Here is a 24,369-nt window from a genome sequence, read left to right on the forward strand (position 1 = left end):
AATAAAGATTTAGTGAATAATAATTTTGATTAATGTTCTTATAACTATAAAACATAGTATTAACTAAAACAGAGACGTTTTTGTCTCTGTTTTTGATTTAATCGCAGTTTTTAGCCCAAATCTACTTATTTGCGGTACTTTGTAGATAATTGAAACATCTAACAAAATTAGAATGTACAAGTATACTATTTGACTGTAATAAACAGTAAGTTAAATGAAAAGTAGGTTAGCAATTTCTGAAAAGAGGGTATAGAAGAAATGTTGTTAGAATATCTGACAAAACACTTTCTGTATTTGAATTTTCTGATAATATTAAATCAAGAATAGTTAGCGAGGAGAGAACATCATGTCAAATATCGTACTAGAAGCTAGGGATAAGATTATTAAAATGGTAGCGACAAAATTTAATATTTCATATGAAAAAGCTAAGGAATTAATTAATAGCAGCTTTGAGGTAGGAGAGCCTGAATAATAAAAATAATTATATAATTACATTCTTAATTAAAAACATTTTAATAATGAAAAAAACCTACCAGAAGCATCTTACTTAAAGTGCATTTGGTAGGTTTTATTTATTGTTAGATTTTCATTACTCCGCCAGTGTTAGCTGATGTAACCAGCTTAGAATAGCGTGCTAAGTAACCTTTTTTTACTTTTGGTTCGAAGCCTTTCCAGTTAGCTCTGCGTTTTTCAAATTCCTCGTCGGAAATTTCTAATTGGATTTTACGATTATTTAAGTCCAGTTCAATAATATCACCATTTTCAACAAATGCGATTGGTCCGCCTTCAGCTGCTTCAGGTGAAATATGGCCAATTGAAATACCTCTAGATGCTCCAGAGAAACGTCCATCTGTAATCAAGCCAACTTTAGCACCCAAACCTCTTCCAACGATTTGTGAAGTAGGGGCAAGCATCTCAGGCATACCAGGACCGCCTTTAGGACCTTCGTAACGAATAACAACAACATCGCCTTCTTTTACCTTACCTGTAATAATTCCAGAAAGTGCTTCTTCCTGAGAGTCAAAGCAAATTGCTGGTCCTCTATGGTAACCGCCAACAGCTGGGTCAACTGCTCCTACTTTGATAACCGCACCATCTGGCGCTAAATTACCGAATAATACAGCAAGACCGCCACGCTCAGAATGAGGATTATCTAATGGACGAATAACATTCTTATCCAAAATCTCTGCTCCAGCAACATTTTCTGCTAATGTTTTACCTGATACTGTTAGGCAATCTCCTTTAATCGCACCAGGTTTTTTAAGAACCTCATTGATAATCGCACTTACGCCTCCTGCATTATGCACATCTTCAATGTGATAGTCTGATGCCGGTGCAATTTTAGCAAGATGTGGTACACGGCTTGCTATATCATTGATACGCTCTAATGAATATTCAATTTCAGCTTCATGTGCTAATGCTAGTGTGTGTAGAACCGTGTTAGTTGAACCACCCATAGCCATATCTAATGCAAATGCGTTATCAATCGCATCAATTGTCACGATATCACGAGGTTTAATATCCTTTTCAATAAGTTCCATTAATTGTTTTGCAGAACGTTTAACAAATTCCTTACGTTCGGGAGCAACAGCTAATATTGTACCATTTCCTGGAAGGGCAAGACCAAGACCTTCTGCCAAACAGTTCATTGAGTTTGCAGTAAACATACCAGAACAAGAACCACAAGTAGGACAAGCAAATTGCTCAATTTCTTGTAATTTTGCTTCATCGATTTTACCGGATTGGTATGCTCCTACCCCTTCAAATACAGAGTTTAAATTCAAAGGCTTACCGTCTTTATCAACACCGGCTTTCATTGGTCCGCCACTGACGAAAATTGATGGAATATTTACGCGGAGTGCCGCCATTAGCATACCTGGTGTAATTTTGTCACAGTTTGGAATACAAACCATTCCATCAAACCAGTGTGCAGAAACAACTGTCTCAACAGAATCAGCGATGATTTCTCGACTTGGTAAAGAATATCTCATCCCAATATGTCCCATCGCAATTCCATCATCAACACCAATTGTGTTCATTTCAAAAGGTACTCCGCCAGCTTCACGAATCGCATCTTTTACAATTTTACCAAACTCTTGTAAATGTACATGACCTGGTACTATATCAATATATGAATTTACAACCGCAATAAACGGTTTGTTAAAATCTTCTTCTTTTACACCAGCAGCGCGAAGCAAACTTCTATGTGGTGCACGGTCAATTCCTTGTTTAATCATATTACTACGTTGTTCAGTCAAGTTAATTCCCTCCATTAAACAATTGCTTTAGTAATTCAGTAATTCTTCTGAAAATTTTAATATTTATCTATTGTATCACAATTTTTAATATTTGATAGATAAAATAGTATATCTTTTTCTACGTAATAATATTTATATTAGAAGTTGTACCATATTTTTTAAGAGATTGAATACAGTTTTTATAATATGTTAAATACATTTAATAAACAGTAATTTAATTATTTGTCATAAATCAGACATTTTGAGTGAAAATAAATATTGAGGTGATCAAATTGGATCGTTTTGAAGAGGCTTATAATCAGTACCAGAATCAAACGAATGTAAATGCAGATAGTGAAAATAACCTTTTGAATAAAGAGAAAATTGTAGCTGTTCGAAAAAACGAAGACGGTGATCTAATTGGCTTTCAAACTGAAACTGGAAGAGAGTTAGATTATATAGAAGCACTTGCGGAAGCAAAAGCTGGAAAATTAGCACATGTCGATGTTTTTCATAAATATGGTAGAGACATTTTACGAAGTGAACCAGATGGAATTAAGGAAAACAACTTAGATATGTTACCTGATTTTTAATACCATGGAAAATTTTTTGTAAGGTATTAAATAGAGGGCTTTGATTCAAGATTTTAGGATCAAAACCCTCTAACTTCTTGTATTTAAAAAACGTACATTTTAATAAGTATTTTGCTCATGCTTTTAACAATATTTGCTCAATTTCATGAAAGTCTTTTGATCGTACATGTTGTAAAGAAGTCACATTATTATGATCTTAAATATTTACATCTGCACAATGATCTTTAAGCAGCTTTAGTGTTTGCTGTTGCTTTATTTTACCTCATTTAGTAGATTGATTCCTTAAACACTGTCCAACCTAAGTTGATTAGGTGATAGACATAAAATTGTGTATGACTTTAGAAGTTTTTTCACAACATCTACAAAGTCGTGTTCGTAATGGGGAAATGGTATTAAATCGTATAAGAATTAACGCCGCACCGTTTTTCAATTTTATCCTTAAAAAGAGATTGTAATTGTTTGGTTACCGGTCCTGGCTTACCGTTTCTGATCGTACGCTTATCAATCTCAATGACCGGCATTACTTCTGTCGTTGTTCCCATTAAAAATACTTCATCCGCATTCAGTAATTCATCAACAGTAAATGCTTCTTCCTTCATTTCTAAACCACTTTTTTTACTTATCTCAAGTATTAGCTTTCGAGTAATGCCGTTCAAGATCAAATTTGTTGCTGGATGTGTTTTAATTATGCCATTCACAACAATCGATACGTTTGATGAACTTCCTTCAGTAATTGTACCACTTCTATGTTGGAGCGCTTCAAAGCAGCCATACTCTGATGCCTTCTGTTTTGCAAGAAGATTCGGTAATAAATTTAAGCTTTTAATATCGCAACGAAGCCAACGGATATCTTCCACAGTAATAGCTGTTACACCTTTTTTCATATCGGTTATAGGGATCGGTAATTCACGAGTGTAAGCCAAATAAACAGGAATTGTATTAGGTTGAGGGAATAAATGATTTCGTGGAGATACCCCCCTAGTAACCTGTAGATAAACTATTCCAAAAGTAAGCTTATTTTCCTCAACCAGCTTAAAAAGCTGCTTCTTCATTTCAACTATAGTGTAAGGAAGCTTTATCTGGATACTTTCAGCACTTTTAATAAGACGCTGCAAGTGTTCATCTTCTGTAAACAATTTACCGTTATATACTCGAATCACCTCATACACACCGTCGCCAAATTGATAACCGCGATCTTCTATATCAATGCTTATTTGTGATCTTTCTGTTAACATTCCGTTATAGATTATTTTCATTATGTATATCACTCCTTTAACCTGATCGGTTTGCTTTTTTAGCTAAGTATTATTAATTATTAAGAAATAGTGCGTTTTCCATATTTTATCATATACCTTTTAATTTATCTTCTGATTTGTATTTTAGGGAAGTGAGCAATATACCATTTTAAGTTAATCATAGTATGAAAAGAATAGGGGAAATAACATTTGTGAGTTTTTAGATTTCTATTTAGAAGAGAATTTATTGTGTTGAATGATATGCTAAATAGTGTTACTTCAAGATTTCTAAAAGTCGCTGCAAAAACGAGTTATTGATCAATTTATCTTGTTTTCAAGAATTGTCATGGTATTATTTCTAATCATTTATACTTCCGTTTTATATATGAATAAACAAAGTGATATACGCCGAAAAAAAATACAGAGTATCTTAGGTCGTTAATCTATTAGAAGAGGAAAAAAGATCAGCTCAAATTGACATAGAAGATATGATGTAGAAAGATGTCAAATTAGCTATTTTAATTTACATGACAAAATAATGTTAAAATATTGTACAAAGTCTTATTTGAATCAAGTTGAAAAACCTCATAATTTGTGAGTTTTTTAAATTGTAATTTATATTATTAGAGTAATTCTTAAGGATAGCTATGTTTTTTCGATATTTAAATTATATGAATCTTTCATAATAATTGATTTTTTAGTGTGAAAAGATAAATACCATTGCTTAAATTAAATAATTTAAGCAATGGTACTGGATTATTATGATTTAATAATGAATCCTTATTCGAAACAGTATTATCCATTAGAAGACGTTAGTTAATTTCCTTTATTTAAACCTCATTAATTTCCAGTTGGCTATTGATTAAAGGTTCCATTTCTTTCTGTTTTACATAATGATAATTCCCATCTTGGTCTTGTTCACGAGCTTTAACATTATCAGCCAACCAAAGGGAAAGCCATTTTTTAACTCGTATTTTCAGACGGTAATCAAAAATAGGGAATAAAATTTCAACGCGATTTTCCATATTTCGTGTCATCATATCAGCAGATGAACAAAGGATTTTCTCTTCACCATTATGATGAAAGTAATAGATTCGACTATGTTCTAAAAAACGGCCAAGGATACTGCGTACTTTAATATTTTCGCTAACACCTTTAATGCCAGGCCTCAAGCAGCATATGCCTCTTATAATCAACTCAATTTTCACACCAGCATTTGAAGCTTCAAACAGCTTTATAATTAATGTTTTATCCGTTAAAGAGTTCATTTTAGCGATAATATGCCCATTTTTATATGCTTTATGGAATTCAATTTCATGGTTTATTAAGGAAATAAAATCTTTGCGAATATCAAAGGGTGCCACTGACAAATGATGATAAATAGGCTTTTCCATATAACCGCTTAAATAGTTAAAAAAGTTGGCAGCATCGATCCCGATCTTTCGATTCGCTGTAATTAATCCCACGTCTGTATAAATCCTTGATGTTACATCATTGTAATTCCCTGTGCCTAAATGAACAAATGATTCAATGCGATTCTTTTTGCGGCGAACGACAAGGGTAATTTTACTATGGGTTTTTAGGTTCGTCATTCCATAAATGACTTGGCAGCCTGCCTGTTCCAATTCTTTTGCCCACTGCACATTTTTTTCTTCATCAAAACGTGCTTTTAATTCTACTAAAACGGTTACCTGTTTCCCATTTTCTGCAGCATGTTTCAAAGCGTTAATAATAGGCGAGTCCCCGCTAACTCTGTATAAGGTTTGCTTAATAGCTAATACACTTGGATCATTGGCAGCACAGGAAACAAACTCAATGACAGGTTCGAACGAATCATAGGGATGATGAAGCAGGATATCCTGATTCATTGCTTCTTCAAATATATTTTTCCCTGTTGCTAATTCTTGGGGTATCTTCGGAACAAATGGTTCATCAACAAGATGACTATGTGTTTCTTGAATGCTTTTAGAGAATGATGATAAGAAGGTTAAATCCAATGGACCATCAATCACATACGTATCTTTCTCGTGAATTTCCAACTCTTCCTGTAAGTATTTCAATACATCTTGGTCATGATTATGATCTTGAATTTCAAGACGTACTTCATCGCCCCATTTTCTGTTTTTTAATTCTATTTCGATGACATTTAATAAATCTCTTGCCCCTTCTTCATCAATTGTTAGATCCGCATTTCTTGTAATGCGAAAGGGGGTGACACTTTTCAATAAAAACCCGTTAAATAATTTATGGATAAAGTGTGAAATGACATCTTCTAATAAAACAAATTCCCTTTTATCAAGGTGACTTGGCAATTCCACATAACGCCCTAATAATGCAGGTACGCGTACGATCGCCAGTTTTCCATTTGATTGGCCAATTTTCATTCCATATTGCTTACTTTCCTTAATAACAATTGCTAAATTTAAACTTTTACTTAACAATTTTGGAAATGGATGATAGGCGTCGATAGCCATAGGTGTTAATACGTGGAAGATTTCTTCGTCAAATTTTGCTTCTAGAAAATCAAGTTGCTCTTTACTTGCTTTATGAATTGATATAAAGGAAACACCTTCAACCTCCAGCGCAGGGAGAAGACATTCGTTGTATGTTCGATATTGTAATTCAATTAATTCATGCGTTTTTTTTGAAATCCGTGATAATTGTTCTTTTGGCGTCAAACCAACTTTATTTTCAGGTTTATTAAATCCTGCTTTGACTTGATCTTTTAATCCTGCAACCCGAACCATAAAAAATTCGTCTAAATTGGAACTGAAAATAGAAAGAAATTTAAATCTTTCTAGTAAAAGGTTATTTTCATCGATTGACTCCTCCAGCACACGTTGATTAAATGCTAACCAACTTAATTCACGATTATTATAGTTAGAGTAGTCTTCTAATTTTTTAGTGGAGTCCCTAGTAAAAGTTTCTTCCATTGCAATAACCCATCCTTAAAAGAAGATAATTTTATCCAAACCAGCATTTACCTTTAATGAGATAATTAAGACTAGTATTATTTTAATGTAAAATTAATATACAATCGGATTTTTTTCTAAGGACATCAATTTACTTGAAATGAAGTAAAACTTAATTAATGCATACTAATAATCTCGATTTATGGGAATTCTATCTAAAAAGGCAGGTGAATAATATGGTGGTGGCTAATACTATGTCAGGTGTTTTATCTGGTGGTTTAGCACAAATTGAAGATACGTTTTCTTTAGTAAGAGGGACAATTACTTTAAAAGAATACAGTAGGGCTACAACACGAAATATATCAGGTGGTTTTGGCTTTGCTGCTGGTTTATCTTTCGGTGCTGCGATAGGATCAAGTATTCTTCCTGGATTGGGGACAATAATTGGATCACTGATCGGTGGTCTCTTAGGTTGGCAAATAGGGTGCCAAATAGGTAATCAAATCGGACACGTCTTAATAAGATAAAAATTGTAGTTATTTTTGCTGCACAAATTATTCAATAATAAAAGAACAGCCTGAGTACATTCAATATTCGTACTCAGGCTGTTTTATTTTTTGGATTCAATCTTCCTATTAGTTAGAGGGGATAAAGTAAGTTAGTTAGTGTAATTGTTTTTCTATCTCACTCATCTTTTGTTTAAGGGAATTGTCATTCATAACATTAAAAGGTGTGGAAGAATGTATAGTATGTGATTCTTTCTCATCAGAAAAAATGTTACCAAAAGTTTCTTTTGCTTGATGAATTGTTTCTTTTGATTTTTCCATTCCCCTCTCAGTCATTTCAAACATAGCATCTTTCATATTTGGCAATTCCATTGTCTCTTTTTCATGCTTTGCTTCTTCCATAATAGAGGATAATTGCAACCTAGCACCAGTTGATAGATGTTTTATTTGATCTCCCAATGCTAATGCAGAGCCAACCCCTTTAATCAATAATTTCTTTGTTCCTCTTCTTGCTTCAGGCGAAACGGTTAGGATTAATGTTGCTGCTGTAATGACAATCCCTAATGGATTAGAAAGTAAGAATTTTTTCATTTGTCTGTAACCTCCAAAATATTAACAATTAATTTACATTATTACCACACTAAGTGATTTTATCCCAAAAAAAATAGGTTTTTTACGTATAAACCCCTCATAAATGTCTAAAATATACTTTATGCAAAAGTATAAATTTACAATAAATTTACAAAGGGGGTGCTGATATGATTCTTGAAATGAAGAAAAGATATTACCATATAACTTCAGGTCGTGTTCGTATGGAACTCTATGGTATCTATGAAAATCCTGAACGAGCTGAAAAATTTATCGAGATTTTCTCTACGATAGAAGGTGTTACCTCAGTTAAAACATCAATATCTAGAGGATGCATTCTTCTTAATTATAATGAAGAGCTCATCTCGATTGATTACCTTTTACCATTGTTAATGAAGTTTGAGGAAGTTGCATGGAAGCTTGATAATAAACATAAAGAGGGGATTAGTTTTGAAACTGATCCAGATGTAGAAGCACAAGTTGCTGCTACTTCAGAAATGGCAAATGTACTACCTTTTACATCAAACATGCCTAAACAACAAGTGCCTAAGGATAATGTTCCTTTGCCATTAACGTTGTCAGTAGTTGGTTTGGGTGCTTTAGGGTTAAAGCAACTGTTTTTGGGTCGATCAGCATTAGCCCGCCATCCAGTTCTTTTTTATATGAGCAGCGCATTTGCCGTTGCAACGGGGTACCCGTTTTTTCGCCGAGGAATTCAACAAATGCAAAATAGGAAAGGTGCATTAGTAGATTTTGTTTTAGGTGCTAGTTCTCTTGCATTGGCCCTGGTACGGGAAAATCTTGTTGTTTTAGCAGGGCTGTCACTGCTTCAATACTTAAATTGGAAAAGAAGAGATGAAGTCCGTAATAACTGGTTAGATGAACCAACTGTATCACCTGAGATACATAGATATACGAAAAGAGCTGGAGCGTTAGGAATCATAGCTTCTCTTGCAACATTGGCTATTACTCGCAATCCACTTGTAGCTTTAGGTATATTATTAACGGCTAATCCTAGACCCGCAATTGTTTCTGCTGAATATTCTTGGAGTCAGGCAGAAATGATGGCACAAGAAGCTGGATTGGTGAGCCCTCATAATGGATCAATGTATCAATTATCCCAAATTAACACTGTTTTGCTTGAGGAAGATAACCTGCTCTACGAAAAGAATGGAACGATGAATAAAAATGTTTCATCGTTTATAGAAAGCTTGCCAAAAGGGTCAAACATAGCTGTTTCACATGGCATGCTTAATAAAAGTATAGAGGGGATTTTCCCTCATATAAATGTTTTATCTTTAGAGGAGGTAAAACATAAAGCACCACAAGAAGTATTAGTTATCCAGGGGGATAAGTCTCCAAAAGAACAAAAATTAATTTACTATTACCCATCAATTGATGTAAGGAAGCTAAATGATTTATCTGAGAGTTTAAAAATATCGCATCAGATAAAGCTTATGATAAAGAAACATGTTCATACTACCAGGGCGTGGAATTTAATTGGGCCTGCTATTGCGTTAACATCCTTTGTTTCAGCCCCATTACTTGCCCTAATAGCCGATAGCTTAATATTAAGCTTTTTAGTACATGGAAAACATAAAAGTGAAAAATTGATGCTGAAGAAAAAAACTCATGAATTAAATAAAGAGCTTCACCCAGAAATTCCTTGGCATGCATATACATCAGAGGAAATTTATGATCGTTTTCAATCTAGCCCTTTGTCAGGATTAGACGATAAATCGATAAAAAAATGGGCAAAATCATACGGGAAAAATAAACTACAAGCCAAACAGGCTGAGCATTGGTTTAAATCATATATAAGCCAATTTAAAGAATTTGCTATGGCCATTTTAGGAATAACTGCTCTTATTAGTATTTTTACGGGACATATGTTTGATGGTATTGCGATGGGCACAATTTTGTTATTAAATGCGGGAATTGGTACTTTTCAAGAACGTAAAGCAAAGCAGGCAGTTCAGACGATGACGAAATTTGTTCCACCAAATTGCAAAGTTATTCGAAACGGTGAAACTTTTGAAGTATCTGCAGAGGAACTTGTTCCAGGAGATATCGTTGAACTTGAATCAGGAGAACGAGTACCAGCAGATTTGCGGATAATACAGACATGGAATTTAGAAGTTGATGAGTCAACGCTAACAGGAGAATCACTACCTGTACAGAAGAGCATACGGCCAATTGATGAGAAAGTTCCTATTACTGATCGTGCCAATATGCTGTATATGGGTACACATGTAACAAGAGGAAAAGGAAAAGCTGTTGTAGTCCAGACAGGAAATCAAACTGAAATTGGCCGTCTTTTTATGATGTTAGCTGATCATGAAGAGAAAGAAACGCCATTGCAAAAGCAAGTTACTCAAATCAGCAAGGCCTTTATGAAAGGTGCACTTGTTATTGGAGGTATTGTTTTCATAGCTGGCTTAATCCGTGGTATTCCTTTAACAAGTATGATGACAACCTCACTAGCATTAACAGCATCAGCAATACCAGAGGGACTGCCGGTTACCATCACAATAGCTCTTACAGCGGGGATCCTTCGAATGGCAAAGAAAGACTCCTTAACTCGAAAGATGTCAGCTCTAGAAACACTTGGGCGTGTCAATGTCATTTGCTCAGACAAGACTGGTACATTGACTAAAAATGAAATGACAGTTAAGAAAATTGCAACGTTGAAACACGAATATGATGTTACTGGAGATGGATATTGCCCTGATGGTGAAATTCAAATAAGCGAAGATAATTCCAATCAAGATTTAGAACATCTCCTACGTATTGGAGTATTGTGTAATAATTCTTCAATAGAGCAGGAAAATGGACACTGGATTGTAAAAGGGGACCCAACAGAAGGGGCTTTGCTTACTGTTGCTAAAAAATACCCTGCGTTAGTTGAGAGTCTCTCAGAATGGGAGCGAGAATATGAATTACCTTTTGATTCAGATCGAGGTATGATGACCGTTGCATGCCGTCAAACACCGGAACATAAAGATTGCTATGTATTGACTAAGGGATCTGTTGAAAAGATAATAGCTTGTTGTAAAAATGTACAAGTTAACGGGAAGAAAATTCAGCTAACTAATTCAATGAGAGAGTCTGTATTACAACAAGCAGAAAAATATGCTGATGATTCCCTAAGAGTCTTAGGGTTTGCCATTCGTAAGCTGAGAAAAGATGAAGAGTGTAATGATGACATGGAAAATGACTTGACTTACATTGGAATGGTTGGAATGATAGACCCTCCAAAGGAAGAAGTTAAAGATAGCATTCAAGAAGCTAAAAGTCTTGGTATTACTCCAATCATGATTACAGGAGACCATCCAATAACCGCATTATCGATTGCGAAGCAAATTGGAATTGGATATTCATATGATCAAGTGCTTACAGGAGAAGCTTTAAATCAGCTTAGTGATTCAGAATTCGAGAATATAATAGATGATATTCGTATATATGCACGAGTAACGCCAAATCATAAGCTGCGCATTGTAACCTCTTTACAGAATAAAGGTTATATAGTAGCTATGACAGGTGATGGGGTGAATGATTCACTAGCTATAAAGAAGGCAGATGTTGGAATTGCTATGGGTAGATCTGGAACACAATTAACAAAAGAAACATCTGATATCGTACTTAAAGAAGATCATTTTGGTTCTATTGTTGATGGTGTAAAAGAAGGGAGAACAATCATTGGTAATATTAGAAAAGCACTAGGATGTTTACTATGTGGAAATTTAGCTGAAATCATTGTAACAAGTACTGCTGTCATAGCAGGGCTTCCACTTCCAATCGTTCCTATTCAAATATTGCTAATGAACTTAATAACTGATGCATTACCAGCTATGGTGCTTGCAGTGAATCCTGGAAATAAAACGAAGGAAAGAAAACGACAAGAAATTGCCGATAAAGAACTTTATCAACAAGTTATTACGAGGGGACTTTTGTTAGGGCTAGGTTCATTAGGATTGTTTGTAGCAAGCCTGTCAATGGGTACATCAATTGCTGTTGCTCAAACAACTGCTTTTGCAGCACTTGTAACAGGACAACTTATACAAACATTTTCATGGAGGCAAGAAGGTCAAACTGAATCAGTAAAAGATTGGACTAAAGACCGCTTTTTGATTGGAGCTTTAGGAGTATCTGCACTTGCGCTATTGTCTTCAATCTATATTCCAGGTTTAAGCACGGTATTTAAAACAAGTGCCATACCAATGACAAATTGGCTACCAATCATTTTTGTAGCTGGCGTGTCCGCATTCCTTGGAAAAGCTGTCATTAAGGTTATTCAAGCTCCAAAGAAATTGTTGCAAAAAGAACAACTTGCTATGGCAGCTTAAATGTGCTGCCTAGAAAAATAATAGTAAGGAGGAACTATCATGTTGCAAAGTAATCTCCATCGGGTCATTGTTGGCTCTGTCATTATTGTTGCTGCATCAACATTGTTGCCTGTTGCAAAAGAAACATTAAAACCACTCGTAGGACAAGTTTCACGTCAAATGCGTTTCTTCATCGTTTCAGCAAAAGAAGGAATTGAGGACATGGTGGCTGAGGCGAAAGTTGAACGCATGAAAAGACATGTAAATCATCAATTTGTAATTGAGTACAATGAAATGGTTGAAGATCTTGCTGAATAGTCGTGAAAATGATGAGAGGAGGGGAGTGTGTGTCTGAAAAAGATAAACAGATCATACAACAGTTGAAACAATCACTGCTGCACTTGGACGAGGCTTTGAACTTATCTATTGAAATGCTTGAGGAAGATGCAAAGAATAAGCAAACAATAACTGCAGTCTGGGAGGAATTCCTAAGTACGTTCTTTGGAAGAGTCAAAAGTAAGGGAAATGCCAGTAGTGTAAATTTATCTAAATTGGTACCATTACCTAAATTAGCTCGTTTCTTCAAATTTTAAATGAGAAGGGCATTCGTCCATCTGGTCACTAAATTTTACTTTCTTATGGACGGATATTCTTTTCAATCTTCTATATTTTCTTTATTTTTTTGAAAACCTTCACTTTTGAGTGTATGTATTGTTCATTTTATTTTTATCTCCAAATATCCCTTCGCTTGAACTTGAACTTTCAATCAAACGAGGGGTTTTTGGAATTACAATATATAGAATACGAATGTATAAACGAATTAGTCTAAACTTTAATATAGCAGTAATTAGATTAGTGATTAATTGCAATTCTCCTTTAACCTTATCTCAATAAGTCTCCCAATTATTCTTGTTAATAATCAACACCCCATACATCAACGCAATCTTTATTTCTAAAATTTGTCGGTTTTTATGTTCTTTGAAGTAAAAGGTAAAGTTTCCAAATAACGATAAAAAAGATAATATATCCAAATATTGAATAAGCATGATTCCATTCCGAGAGGTGTATAAACCAGCCGAAATGTTCTGATATTTTTTCAATAACTGAAATAACAACACCTAACATAATGATCATCACATACCGAGCAAAAGGCTGAATCCGATTGGCCACAATTAAGAAGAAAATCGAGAATAGAGGAAGAATAAATAAGGTAAAAACAATATTGATTGAGAATATTTCAGGAAATAGTCTAGTTGGAAAAGCATATTTTCCCATTCCAACAAACATTAAATCTAAATAAGTCCCCACAAATGAGGAGAACAATGCAATGAATAAATAATTATTTAGTTTTTTATTCCTTTCTAAGAAAGAACGCTTTTTTTGCGATAATTGCGAGTTCAATTTTTTCAATCGTTTTACAGTATTCTTCATAAATTTCTCCACCTGTGTATTTTTCTTCTATTAAATAGTCGATGATTCTCCAGTTATCACACCAGTCCCCATCTTCTGCATCTTGGTGAGAAATATTTTTCCACGCAAATTGTAATGGGGGACTATATATACGATTTGCTCCTTTTTTTAGCGAGCACCTCTTTGTTCTTCGTCTGTATCCCGAACTAGGCGGTGTTTCATTCACATTATTAAACAAATGAGTCCAATAATCTTTTCTGGATGCAGTATGAGGATTGTTTCTAGCCCAAGACAAAACTCCCTTATAAACAGTTTTTTCATGAAATAAAAGTGAATATGATTTTTTCCCTAACAGGATTCGTTCATGTAGTGAATCAAAATGTTTCATCGTATTCCCTATTATGTTAGGTTTTTCATTATTTTCATTTTTATAAAAGGGGAAAATAATATGGTTAAAACGCAAAAAATCATAGAGTTTAAAGCCAATCGTATCAATGACAGTTTTTTTGAAATGATGATTTTTAATAACCCTTTTTTCTAAATAATTTTGTTCATTAATTATTGTGGCGATTGCTAATAGATAACAGTCTCCATGCACCCAATAATAATTCCACATTGTTTCCATAAAGAGTGAAACACCTAAGAAAGGCAGAAGGTAAAATAGATTCTTCTTGTTTTCTAAACTTTTTTTATATAGTAAAAATTGTGGGAAAACGTCTTGGAAGATTAACCAATTACCGCGTTCCAAAAATAAAAAGAAATCTACTTGTTCCTTTTCAGACAAAAACTTATTAACGAGATCTCCTTTTAAATCAGTCATATTCCAACCACCATTGCGAGAAACCATATGACCTAATAGAGCCCAGTGGATGTCAGGATGCTCGATAAAAAAATCTAAATATGCTTGTGTTCTTGTGAGATTATTCAGATTAAGTTTTTTGGTCATTTCTTTTATTTCAGTTATGAGGTTTCTATCCTCTTTTGTTAGTTTTACGTTTTTATATGAATTTTGTTTGTTTTTTATTTTTCTTTTCAAATCTTCTTTTATTTCAAAATATGATTTTATCGGCATCTTATTATTTTTGAAAGGAGTTATTGCCATTCATTTTCCTCCCATCCTTGGAATGCGTTTGTGGGGAAAGGAATAAGTATATGAAAAAAACTGTTTTTATTAAAGAGAGGAAAAATCGTTATATGAAATATAAGATTGAAACTGAAATAAACAGATTAGTTAACATTCTTATTAAGGAACAGGAGCCAAATGGATCATGGACTTATCCATTTGAGACAGGAATCACTACTGATTGTTATATGATCATCTTATTACGCACATTAGAAATAAATGATGAAGATTTCATTCAATCGCTAGTAGATAGGATTATCAGTAAACAAGATGAAAATGGGTCATGGAAGCTATTTTATGATGAAGAAGAAGGAAACCTTACCGCAACAGTTGAAGCATACTATGCTCTCTTATACTCAGGTTATTGCACAAAAACAGATTCAAACATGCGTCTAGCAAGAAACTTTATAATTAATAACGGTGGATTAAAAGAAATAAATATGTTTACAAAAGTCATGTTAGCTTTAACTGGACAATATAAATGGCCAGAACATTTTCCGATTCCAGTTGAAATCGTGCTTTTGCCACTTTCTTTCCCGGTGAATTTCTTTGACTTTTCTGTGTATGCACGAGTAAATTTCATTCCGATTGTCATTGCTGCAGATTATAAATTTAGCATGCAGACGAAACGTACTCCGGATTTATCGGAATTATTCTTACAAAGAGGAGATGATGATTGGGAGAAGGAGATAAATGAATGGAGATCATTTCTTTCAACAATTCACATAGGAATAAAAAGTTTGATTGGTTTGCCTCATGAACTGCATAGGATCGCACTCAACCATGCTGAGCAGTATATGTTGCAGAGAATCGAGTCGGATGGAACTTTTTACAGTTATTTCAGTTCGACATTTTTAATGATTTTTGCTTTAATGGCTCATGGTTATTCGAAACAACATCCAATCATCACAAAGGCAATTAAAGGATTAAAATCAAATCAAACCAGAATTGATGATCATCTTCATATTCAGTATACAAAAGCAACTGTATGGAATACTGCGTTGATTAGTTATAGTTTACAAGAAGCGGGAATTTCTTCTTCTTCAGAAACGATTAAAAAAGCACAGCAATATTTGATATCTAAACAGCATTATTTATACAGTGATTGGGCGATCCATAATCAACATGCATTACCAGGAGGTTGGGGATTTGCCGATATAAATACAATGCATCCTGATATTGATGATACAACTGCATCATTAAGAGCGATTCGATCACTTATCCTTTCAAATCCAGTCTATCGACAAGCATGGGACCGTGCAAATCATTGGATCATTTCGATGCAGAATGATGATGGGGGCTGGGCAGCATTTGAAAAAAATGTAAATAAATCTTTTTTAAGTTGGCTTCCTGTTGAAGGAGGAACTGCAATGATATTAGATCCTTCAACAGCAGATTTGACTGGAAGGACATTAGAATATTTTGGGAATTTCACTCGATTAAATAAAAATCATCCATTCATTAAACGAGGGATTGAATGGCTTCTTCGTAATCAAGAGAAGGATGGTTCTTGGTATGGAAGATGGGGAATTTGTTATATTTATGGAACTTGGGCAGCAATTACTGGTTTAGTGGCAGTTAATACACGAAATGATCATCCTGCCATTCAAAAAGCAATTCGTTGGTTATACCGCATTCAAAATCCAAATGGCGGGTGGGGAGAATCTTGTAAAAGTGACATTCATAAAAAGTATATATCTTTAAATGAAAGTACGAGAACTCATACTGCATGGGCATTAGATACTCTAATAAGTGCAGAAAATGAAGAGACTGTTGAAATTAACCGGGGAATTACTTATTTGCTTGAGTCATCTCATAAGAATGATTGGACAACAACATATCCGAAAGGGCAGGGGTTACCAAACGGTTTTTATATGCATTACCATAGTTATGAATATCTCTTCCCATTACTTGCTTTAAGTCATTATAAAAATAAGTTTTTTAAATGATTAAAATTGTATGCTGTTACAATTTGTGTATTAATGTTATTAAAATTTATTAAAGTGAAAAATGTCTTTTATGTCCAAAAATTTACAGACGATAAAAGACATTTTTTTATCTATTAATACCTCTCAAACAGATTTTCTTTCATCAAATGGATAATCTTTGTCTCTTGCTGAACAAATTGATAGTGGATCAAAAAAGTTTGCAATTTCCCGTTCAGCACTTAACAATGAATCCGAACCATGGATGACATTTTCAGCTTTTGAAAATGCAAAGTCTCCACGTATTGTACCAGGCATAGCTTCTAAAGGACTTGTTTTTCCAATCATTATTCGTGAAACCTCAATAATACTTTCTCCTTCCCAAACCATTGCAAAAACAGGACCTGACGTAATAAAGTCAACCAACTCTTCAAAGAAAGGCTTTTCTTTAAGTTCCATGTAATGGTATTCAGCTTTTTGTCGATCAACATTCATAAGCTCAGCATTTAATAAAGTAAATCCTTTTTGCTCAAAACGATTTATTATCTCTCCTATTAAGCCACGCTTTACTCCATCAGGTTTGACCATTATAAATGTACGCTGTATTGTCATATCCTTTCACCTCATCTGAAAAATTAATAATAGTTAATAAAGATGTTTTCAAAGTGTATTAAACAGTATGGTAAACATTTCTAATTTTTATAACAATAAAATAGTAAGGTACATAGAGAAATAAAAAATATTGCCGATCATTAAAAACGCTTAAAAGAAATAGATAAATATTTATAAAGCTTTTTGTTGACTTATGATTCATAAGCTAATATAATTAATCTCGAATTCAAGATAAATAATTTCGAGATAAGAAAATTTTAGACGTATTTTGCCATAATTTCATTTTTTTAGATATTTATCTCGAATTCAAAATATTATTTTAAAAGGAGAGATGAATCGTATGTTAGATTTAGGTCTACTAATCGTTCGTTTAGTAATCGGCTTGCTTTTTGTTGGCCACGGTGCTCAAAAATTATTTGGTATGTTCGGTGGACATGGGATTAAAGGAACAGGTGGTTTCTTTGAGTCAATTGGTGTAAAACCAGGTGTAACAATGGCATTGTTAGCTGGTTTAGCAGAATTCGGCGGAGGTTTATTATTTGCAGCAGGATTACTAACTCCAGTTGCAGCACTTCTAATTATTTTTACTATGCTGATAGCGATCATTAAAGTTCACGGTGCAAATGGTCTTTGGGCTACTAATAATGGTTATGAACTAAATTTAGTATATATAGTTATTGCATTGGGTGCTGCATTAACTGGTGCTGGAAGTTATTCATTAGACGCTATTTTATTTTAATTAATCTTTACACGAAAGAAGCAAAGGAATTCTTATGATTTCTTTTGCTTTTTTTGTTTTACAAAATCTTGCACTTCAGTAAAATACACTTGATCCTGCTCCATCGCCTAGTCCAACAAAAAATCTTATGCCAGTAATGAACGGAAGTTAAAGTACACCTACTTAAACAAATCAAGGCACTTTTATTGATTCATATTTGATTGATGATTTAAGATAGAATAAGATATTGGATATTTATAACAAAAAATATTTTACAGGTTTTGATGAAAATTTGTAATCACTGCATAGCTACTTCCATCTTTCGTTCAATATGATAAGAGATTAACATATTTAACAAAAGACTTGTCACTAGACATCTAATGAGAAAACTTATAACTTGGAACGTTTAACAATTGGAATAAAACATATCGAAAAGAGGTATTGAAAAGAGGTATTGAAAAGATGACTAAACAAACACAAATGGGAAAAACAGAACTTTTTGTAAACCCGATTGGACTTGGTACAAATGCAGTTGGAGGACATAATCTCTATCCTAATTTAAACGAAAGTGTTGGAAAAGAATTAGTGAGAGACGCGATCAATAATGGCGTAAATTTCCTTGATACAGCTTTTATTTATGGTCCTGGACGTTCAGAAGAACTTGTAGGTGAAGTAGTAAAAGAAACTGGAAATCGCAGCAAAATTGTCCTAGCAACAAAAGGTGCGCATAAATTCGTTGGCAATGAAGTAGTGATCGATAACTCTCCATCTTTTTTAAAAAAATCAGTTGAAGATAGCTTAAAGCGTCTGCAAACAGACTATATTGATTTATTTTACATACATTTTCCAGATGAAAATACTCCTAAATATGAGGCTGTCGGTGCTTTGAAGAAATTAAAGGATGAAGGAAAAATTAAAGCAATTGGTGTCTCAAACTTTACGATTAGCCAGTTAAAAGAAGCGAATCAAGATGGATATGTAGATGTATATCAAGGTGAATATAATCTATTGCAACGATCAGCTGAAAAAGAATTACTTCCGTATACTGCGGAACATCAAATTTCTTTTGTTCCATACTTTCCGCTTGCAGCTGGTTTGTTAGCTGGCAAATATAATAAGGACATGGTTTTTAACGATCTTCGTTCAAAAATGCCGCATTTACAAGGGGAAGAATTTGCACAAAACCTAGAAAATGTAGAAAAATTAAGGGGAATTGCTCAATCTAAACAAGCAGATGTCGCACATGTTGTCTTAGCCTGGTATTTAACCCGTGATTCGATTGATGTGGTCATCCCTGGTGCAAAAAGAGCAGATCAAGTACTTGATAATTTAAAAACACTAGATGTCCAACTAACAAATGAAGAGATCCAAAAAATTGATTCTATTTTTGGAAATAAGTAACAAAGCTTACCCTCCTTTGAAATAATGGTGCCTATTTTTTCACAGACCGTAGAATTTCCTTATATAAGGTGGGAAAACTGTGATATTATCATACTAATTCTTCAAAAAACAACAAAATTTTTATACGATTCTTCAGTATCGTTACAACTAGGAGGAACATCATTTGACAATGAAAAAAGCATTAACTATCGCTGGTTCAGATACAAGTGGAGGAGCAGGTATACAAGCAGATTTGAAAACATTCCAAGAACTTGGCGTATATGGTATGACCTCATTAACTGTAATAGCAACAATGGATCCTAAAAACCATTGGCACCATAAGGTTTTTCCAATTGCGATTGATGCATTAGAAGCACAATTAGATACAGCACTTTCAGTAGGTATTGATGCAGTAAAAACAGGCATGCTTGGTACAGTTGAAACAATCGAAACAGCTGCAAAAAGGATTAAAGAATCAGGAATTTCTAATATTGTGATTGATCCTGTTATGGTTTGCAAGGGGGAAGATGAGGTCCTTAATCCTGAAACGGCAGACGCTTTACGAGAAGTAATGGTGCCAATTGCAACAATTGTTACACCAAATCTATTTGAAGCAAGTCAGTTAGCAAAGACTGGTCCAATTCGAACAATTGATGAAATGAAGGAAGCCGCTGTAAAAATAAATGAACTCGGTGCCAAATATGTATTAATTAAGGGCGGCAGTAAATTACAGCATGAAAAAGCAGTTGACTTATTGTTTGATGGCCAGGAATTTAAACTGTATGAAAATGATAAAATTGATACTACATATATTCATGGGGCAGGTTGTACGTTCTCTGCTGCTATAACTGCCGAATTAGCAAAAGGAAAATCTGTATTAGAAGCAATTGATATTGCAAAAGATTTTATTACTGAAGCGATTCGACATGGCTGGAAGCTTAATGAATATGTCGGTCCAACAATGCATGGAGCATATCGTCTATATGGGGCAGGTCGTTTGGAAGCAGAACAATTTGCTAAATAATTATGCTAAACCAGTAATATAATGATAAGTGACTTATGAAAGCTGTTTATAAATACAACTTTTATGGGTCACTTTTTTAAAATTTTATCTAAAAAGTTTAACTACTCTTCTGGGAAAGGCTGCTGACTTTGAATAATATAAAAATTTATTTTGTATTAATAGGCGTTATGTTCCTTTGGGGAATGAACGTATCAGCGATCAAATTATTAGTGAGTGATTTTATGCCTGTAACAATCACGTCTATCAGAATATTTGTAGCTGCAATGATCGTTTTTTTCATACTCTTTCCTTTGAAAAAAGTAAGAAAGCCTAAGAATAGAGAATGGCTATACATTATACTAGGTGCGTTTCTTAGTATCTTTGTCCATCATTACTTTATCTCAGAAGGTCTTGCAAAAACTTCGGCTGCAAATGGCGGGTTAATTTTAGGACTGGGACCAATGCTAACCGCTATTTTGTCCATTGTTTTATTAAAAAGAAAGCCATCAATAATACGTTTAGTTGGCTTCTTGCTTGGGGGAGTTGGTGTAAGTTTTACAGTTTTAGCAGGCAGCGGCGGCATTCACAATGCTTCAAGCGGTGACTTTGAAGTTTTTCTTGCAATTTTATCACAAGCATTTAGTTTTATACTCATTAAAAAAGCTTCTGAAACGTTAGATCCACTTCTATTAACAGGCTATATGCTTTTGTTTGGTTCGGCTATGTTATTTGTAACTAGCCTATTAATAGAACCTAATGGTTTGGCTAGTCTTCAGCATGGCAGTCCGTTTATTTGGTTGATGTTTATTTTTTCTGCTGTTCTTGCTACTGCTTTAGGAAATATGGTTTATAATTATGTGATTGGTCAAATTGGTGCAGCTGAAACATCAATATTTTTAAACTTAAGCACGTTTTTTTCCTTAATTGGAGCAGCTCTATTTCTTAAAGAAGAAATATTACCTTCACATTTTATAGGTCTTTTATTAATTGTTCCAGGGGTAATTCTTGGTTCAGGATCGCTAGAAGAATTATTGATCCGTCGTAAAGAAAAACTAACTCAACATCCCCAAAAGAAAATCAGCCTCTGAGTTTTCAAATTACAATTTTTAAACCAGTATGTTAAATTGCATGCTGGTTTTTTAATTACTTTGTGAGAAATGATAGTAAAAACTTTTATACATGTTTATGATTAAACGATAGAAAACTAAATGAAATAACATAATGCTTAATTAGAGGTGTTTTAACATGAACGAGAACTTTGAAAATTATTATAATGAAGCGATCGAACGCACAAAAAGGATGGCTTTGGAAGATATCTATACATTTTTAGAGACAAAAGAGAGTATGCCCACCTATGAACAATATAGCAGAGAACGAGGGCAATACATAGATCAGCTATGGGTAAACTCTTGGTTAAATACAACAACAAGCCATGCAACATATGCTGAAAAGAAATCTTATCTTTTAGAAAAAGGATTTGAAATTGAAGGTTTGGGAAAAAAACTGATCAACCAAATGTTTCGCAATGAAATAAGAGAGGTTGAACCATTTAATGTATTAGGCTGGCTGGATCGTAAATTTGGAAAACAAACAGAAGAGTGGCATCAATTATATGATAGAGCAAGAGTAGCAAAAAAGGAATTAGAGAGAACTCTGCTGCAAAAAGAAGTGAAAAGAAAGCTAAAATTAAAAGTAGAGTATTATATAGAACAATTAATAGGTGAGCATTATGAAGATCTTTACTTATATGTAAGATATTTAATTGGTTGCCAACTTGCAATTGATATTGAGCAAAGAGAAGTCATTCTGCCAGCTGATGAAATAACCTTTTCTTCCTATTTATCAAGTGAACAGGAGTTACACTTTAGTAAAAAACATTACAATGAAGATTTGTTTGAAAGATATGAACAGCTTATTGCAAATTATTTATTTGACTTTGGCCCAAACTGGCTAAAAGATCATCTTCCTTCTCACCTTTTTGATGAATATATACGGACTAATCTTGAGATGATGACAGACTCTTTTTTAAACGAAGCAGCATTTGACCTTTTTGCGGAACTCAGTCAGGAGTTTTTTAGTGATTTGTTAGAGGAATTCATTTCTGATCTAATCAAACTGATTGATATTCCATTTGATCTTGCTGTACATCAAGAGATATTCGCTAAAGATCTTTCTGAGAGAGAACGAAAGATTGTTGAAGATTTAGAAGAAGTAAAACGTAAAAATGAAGAAGAAGCACGTATGATTGAGGATATATTCGCTAGAGAGTATAATCCGCCTGTTGGTCGAAATATCAAGTACTTTCTTCATGTTGGAGAAACAAACACCGGTAAAACCTTTCAAGCAATCAAACGAATGAAAGATGCAAGTAGCGGGATTTATTTAGCACCGCTCCGCTTATTAGCCCTTGAAATTTATGAAAAATTAAATGAAGAAGGAGTTCCCTGTTCTTTAAAAACAGGTGAGGAGGAAAAGACAGTGCCGGGTGCGGCTCATATAGCATGTACTGTCGAAATGTTTTATGAAAAGGATTTTTATGAAGTAGTCGTTATTGATGAGGCACAGATGATCGCAGATAAGGATCGAGGTTTTTCATGGTATAAGGCAATGACAAAAGCAAATGCTAACGAAGTCCATATAATCTGCAGCTTTAATGCGAAACAAATGATTCTTCAACTACTAGGTGAATCAGATATACATATTAATGAATATCTAAGAGAGATTCCATTAAAGGTTGAATCGCAATTTTTTCGACTTAATCATACTCGTAAAGGGGATGCCCTCGTTTGCTTTTCAAGAAGGCGTGTACTAGAAACTGCCTCTGAGCTTCAACGAAACGGACTACAAGTAAGTATGATTTATGGAAGTATGCCGCCAGAGACAAGAAAAAAGCAAATGCAGCGATTTATCAATGGTGAAACATCTGTTATTGTTGCAACTGATGCGATCGGTATGGGATTGAATCTACCGATTAGGCGAATCGTTTTCTTGGAAAATGATAAATTTGACGGGACAAGGAGACGATTACTAACTTCCCAAGAAGTTAAGCAAATTGCAGGACGGGCAGGACGAAAAGGGATCTATAATATTGGTAGAGTGGCATTTACAAGTAACGTTAAAACAATGACTAGACTTCTTGAACAAGAGGATGAGCCCTTACAAGGATTTGCAATTGCTCCGACAGCAAATATATTTGAACGTTTTCAAAAATACTCCCACAAACTTGGATTGTTCTTTTATTTATGGGATCAATTTCAAAGTCCCAAGGGTACAAAAAAAGCCAGTCTTACAGAAGAAAAGCTATTATATGACATGGTTGAAGACTCAATAATTGAAGCAAAACTCTCCATAACTGATCTTTACAATTTTTTGCATTTACCATTTGCAACAAACGAGCCTTCGTTAAGAGCGCAATGGAAACAAAAACTAGAAGCACTTGTCGATGGTAAGGAAATACCTGAACCGTTAATAAAAGAAGCTGGGTTGGAAGAACTCGAATTATCCTATAAATCGGTTGGTCTTCATCTATTATTCTTATACAAACTAGGAAAAAATACGGAAGCACATTATTGGGAAAGAGTCCGTGAAAAAATAAGTGACAAAATCCACGATAAATTGAAGTCAGGAGTACAAATTGCCACAAAATCATGTAAAAGTTGTGGCAAACATCTCTCAACTACATTTAAATTTACTATTTGTAATGATTGTTATTTTAGAGGCGAGGTTAGAAAAAGGGAAAAAAAGTAAAAAATATGAACTAAAAATATATTGACCATGTCGTGCACCCCACAGTTTATCATAG

At 34.0% G+C, this 24,369-nt stretch carries 19 protein-coding genes; 12 read left to right on the top strand and 7 right to left on the bottom strand.

Annotated elements, in window-relative coordinates; all coding sequences use genetic code 11:
- Positions 1-346: 346 nt before the first annotated feature.
- Positions 347-472 (top strand): hypothetical protein, encoded by a 126-nt coding sequence (locus tag GMB29_RS27700; RefSeq protein ID WP_264766574.1) that lies wholly within the window; start codon positions 347-349, stop codon positions 470-472.
- Positions 473-578: 106 nt separating this feature from the next.
- Here GMB29_RS27700 and ilvD read toward each other — a convergent pair whose 3' ends face one another.
- Entirely contained in the window at positions 579-2,258 is a 1,680-nt protein-coding gene (ilvD, locus tag GMB29_RS13580) for a dihydroxy-acid dehydratase (RefSeq protein ID WP_196305183.1), read from the bottom strand.
- Between the two features lie 272 nt (positions 2,259-2,530).
- Between ilvD and GMB29_RS13585 the strand changes: the two genes are divergently transcribed.
- A complete protein-coding gene (locus GMB29_RS13585) occupies positions 2,531-2,830 on the top strand; it encodes a DUF3892 domain-containing protein (protein WP_136354409.1) in 300 nt (99 codons plus the stop codon).
- 392 nt (positions 2,831-3,222) lie between these two features.
- On the opposite strand, the gene dat is transcribed toward GMB29_RS13585, so the two are convergent.
- Positions 3,223-4,089: a D-amino-acid transaminase gene (gene dat, locus GMB29_RS13590; protein ID WP_136354833.1), complete on the bottom strand. Its 867-nt coding sequence runs from the start codon at positions 4,087-4,089 to the stop codon at positions 3,223-3,225.
- Positions 4,090-4,895: 806 nt separating this feature from the next.
- Positions 4,896-6,998: an RNA degradosome polyphosphate kinase gene (locus GMB29_RS13595; protein WP_136354411.1), complete on the bottom strand. Its 2,103-nt coding sequence runs from the start codon at positions 6,996-6,998 to the stop codon at positions 4,896-4,898.
- Positions 6,999-7,231: 233 nt separating this feature from the next.
- Here GMB29_RS13595 and GMB29_RS13600 point away from each other — a divergent pair, with 233 nt between their 5' ends.
- Complete coding sequence (locus GMB29_RS13600; RefSeq protein ID WP_227551331.1) at positions 7,232-7,504, top strand: glycine zipper domain-containing protein; 273 nt, start codon at positions 7,232-7,234, stop codon at positions 7,502-7,504.
- Between the two features lie 135 nt (positions 7,505-7,639).
- Here GMB29_RS13600 and GMB29_RS13605 read toward each other — a convergent pair whose 3' ends face one another.
- Positions 7,640-8,074, bottom strand: coding sequence for a hypothetical protein (locus tag GMB29_RS13605; RefSeq protein WP_136354415.1), 435 nt, complete (start codon positions 8,072-8,074; stop codon positions 7,640-7,642).
- A 167-nt stretch (positions 8,075-8,241) separates the two neighbouring features.
- Here GMB29_RS13605 and GMB29_RS13610 point away from each other — a divergent pair, with 167 nt between their 5' ends.
- The 3 genes from GMB29_RS13610 to GMB29_RS13620 are packed head-to-tail and all read left to right on the top strand — an operon-like array spanning position 8,242 to position 12,989.
- Positions 8,242-12,417, top strand: a complete 4,176-nt coding sequence (locus GMB29_RS13610; RefSeq protein WP_136354417.1) for a cation-translocating P-type ATPase — start codon at positions 8,242-8,244, stop codon at positions 12,415-12,417.
- A gap of 39 nt (positions 12,418-12,456) precedes the next feature.
- Positions 12,457-12,714 carry a hypothetical protein gene (locus tag GMB29_RS13615; protein ID WP_136354419.1) on the top strand — a complete coding sequence of 86 codons (258 nt, stop codon included), beginning with the start codon at positions 12,457-12,459 and terminating at the stop codon, positions 12,712-12,714.
- A 29-nt stretch (positions 12,715-12,743) separates the two neighbouring features.
- A complete protein-coding gene (locus tag GMB29_RS13620) occupies positions 12,744-12,989 on the top strand; it encodes a hypothetical protein (RefSeq protein WP_136354421.1) in 246 nt (81 codons plus the stop codon).
- A 376-nt stretch (positions 12,990-13,365) separates the two neighbouring features.
- Here GMB29_RS13620 and GMB29_RS13625 read toward each other — a convergent pair whose 3' ends face one another.
- Positions 13,366-13,827, bottom strand: a complete 462-nt coding sequence (locus GMB29_RS13625; protein ID WP_227551332.1) for a CBO0543 family protein — start codon at positions 13,825-13,827, stop codon at positions 13,366-13,368.
- Entirely contained in the window at positions 13,748-14,908 is a 1,161-nt protein-coding gene (locus tag GMB29_RS13630; RefSeq protein WP_136354423.1) for a DUF2515 family protein, read from the bottom strand. Before GMB29_RS13630 ends, GMB29_RS13625 begins: the two co-directional genes overlap by 80 nt.
- Positions 14,909-14,958: 50 nt before the next feature.
- Between GMB29_RS13630 and shc the strand changes: the two genes are divergently transcribed.
- Positions 14,959-16,878 (top strand): squalene--hopene cyclase, encoded by a 1,920-nt coding sequence (shc, locus tag GMB29_RS13635; protein WP_227551334.1) that lies wholly within the window; start codon positions 14,959-14,961, stop codon positions 16,876-16,878.
- 123 nt (positions 16,879-17,001) lie between these two features.
- Here shc and ndk read toward each other — a convergent pair whose 3' ends face one another.
- Positions 17,002-17,466: a nucleoside-diphosphate kinase gene (gene ndk / locus GMB29_RS13640; RefSeq protein WP_136354425.1), complete on the bottom strand. Its 465-nt coding sequence runs from the start codon at positions 17,464-17,466 to the stop codon at positions 17,002-17,004.
- Between the two features lie 340 nt (positions 17,467-17,806).
- Between ndk and GMB29_RS13645 the strand changes: the two genes are divergently transcribed.
- The 5 genes from GMB29_RS13645 to GMB29_RS13665 all read left to right on the top strand — a co-directional run bounded on the left by GMB29_RS13645 (position 17,807) and on the right by GMB29_RS13665 (position 24,314).
- Positions 17,807-18,205, top strand: a complete 399-nt coding sequence (locus GMB29_RS13645; protein WP_136354839.1) for a DoxX family protein — start codon at positions 17,807-17,809, stop codon at positions 18,203-18,205.
- Positions 18,206-18,646: 441 nt separating this feature from the next.
- Positions 18,647-19,585 carry an aldo/keto reductase gene (locus GMB29_RS13650; protein ID WP_136354427.1) on the top strand — a complete coding sequence of 313 codons (939 nt, stop codon included), beginning with the start codon at positions 18,647-18,649 and terminating at the stop codon, positions 19,583-19,585.
- A 169-nt stretch (positions 19,586-19,754) separates the two neighbouring features.
- The gene (gene pdxK / locus GMB29_RS13655) at positions 19,755-20,588 is read left to right on the top strand and encodes a pyridoxine/pyridoxal/pyridoxamine kinase (protein WP_136354841.1); all 834 of its coding nucleotides are present in this window, start codon (positions 19,755-19,757) and stop codon (positions 20,586-20,588) included.
- 128 nt (positions 20,589-20,716) lie between these two features.
- Positions 20,717-21,655, top strand: coding sequence for a DMT family transporter (locus tag GMB29_RS13660; RefSeq protein WP_136354429.1), 939 nt, complete (start codon positions 20,717-20,719; stop codon positions 21,653-21,655).
- A gap of 157 nt (positions 21,656-21,812) precedes the next feature.
- Positions 21,813-24,314: a DEAD/DEAH box helicase gene (locus GMB29_RS13665; protein ID WP_136354431.1), complete on the top strand. Its 2,502-nt coding sequence runs from the start codon at positions 21,813-21,815 to the stop codon at positions 24,312-24,314.
- Positions 24,315-24,369 lie beyond the last annotated feature (55 nt).

The organism is Metabacillus sediminilitoris (genome assembly GCF_009720625.1).
In the GTDB taxonomy this organism is placed as follows: domain Bacteria; phylum Bacillota; class Bacilli; order Bacillales; family Bacillaceae; genus Metabacillus; species Metabacillus sediminilitoris.

Excerpts from the sequence above, each read along its gene's own strand:
- GMB29_RS13600 (WP_227551331.1), top strand. The coding sequence starts at position 7,232 with ATGTCAGGTGTTTTATCTGGTGGTTTAGCACAAATTGAAGATACGTTT.
- GMB29_RS13595 (WP_136354411.1), bottom strand. The coding sequence starts at position 6,998 with ATGGAAGAAACTTTTACTAGGGACTCCACTAAAAAATTAGAAGACTAC.
- GMB29_RS13650 (WP_136354427.1), top strand. The coding sequence starts at position 18,647 with ATGACTAAACAAACACAAATGGGAAAAACAGAACTTTTTGTAAACCCG.
- shc (WP_227551334.1), top strand. The coding sequence starts at position 14,959 with ATGAAAAAAACTGTTTTTATTAAAGAGAGGAAAAATCGTTATATGAAA.
- GMB29_RS13605 (WP_136354415.1), bottom strand. The coding sequence starts at position 8,074 with ATGAAAAAATTCTTACTTTCTAATCCATTAGGGATTGTCATTACAGCA.
- ndk (WP_136354425.1), bottom strand. The coding sequence starts at position 17,466 with ATGACAATACAGCGTACATTTATAATGGTCAAACCTGATGGAGTAAAG.
- GMB29_RS13615 (WP_136354419.1), top strand. The coding sequence starts at position 12,457 with ATGTTGCAAAGTAATCTCCATCGGGTCATTGTTGGCTCTGTCATTATT.
- GMB29_RS13630 (WP_136354423.1), bottom strand. The coding sequence starts at position 14,908 with ATGGCAATAACTCCTTTCAAAAATAATAAGATGCCGATAAAATCATAT.
- GMB29_RS13645 (WP_136354839.1), top strand. The coding sequence starts at position 17,807 with ATGTTAGATTTAGGTCTACTAATCGTTCGTTTAGTAATCGGCTTGCTT.
- GMB29_RS13665 (WP_136354431.1), top strand. The coding sequence starts at position 21,813 with ATGAACGAGAACTTTGAAAATTATTATAATGAAGCGATCGAACGCACA.
- GMB29_RS13625 (WP_227551332.1), bottom strand. The coding sequence starts at position 13,827 with ATGAAGAATACTGTAAAACGATTGAAAAAATTGAACTCGCAATTATCG.
- pdxK (WP_136354841.1), top strand. The coding sequence starts at position 19,755 with ATGAAAAAAGCATTAACTATCGCTGGTTCAGATACAAGTGGAGGAGCA.
- GMB29_RS13610 (WP_136354417.1), top strand. The coding sequence starts at position 8,242 with ATGATTCTTGAAATGAAGAAAAGATATTACCATATAACTTCAGGTCGT.
- GMB29_RS27700 (WP_264766574.1), top strand. The coding sequence starts at position 347 with ATGTCAAATATCGTACTAGAAGCTAGGGATAAGATTATTAAAATGGTA.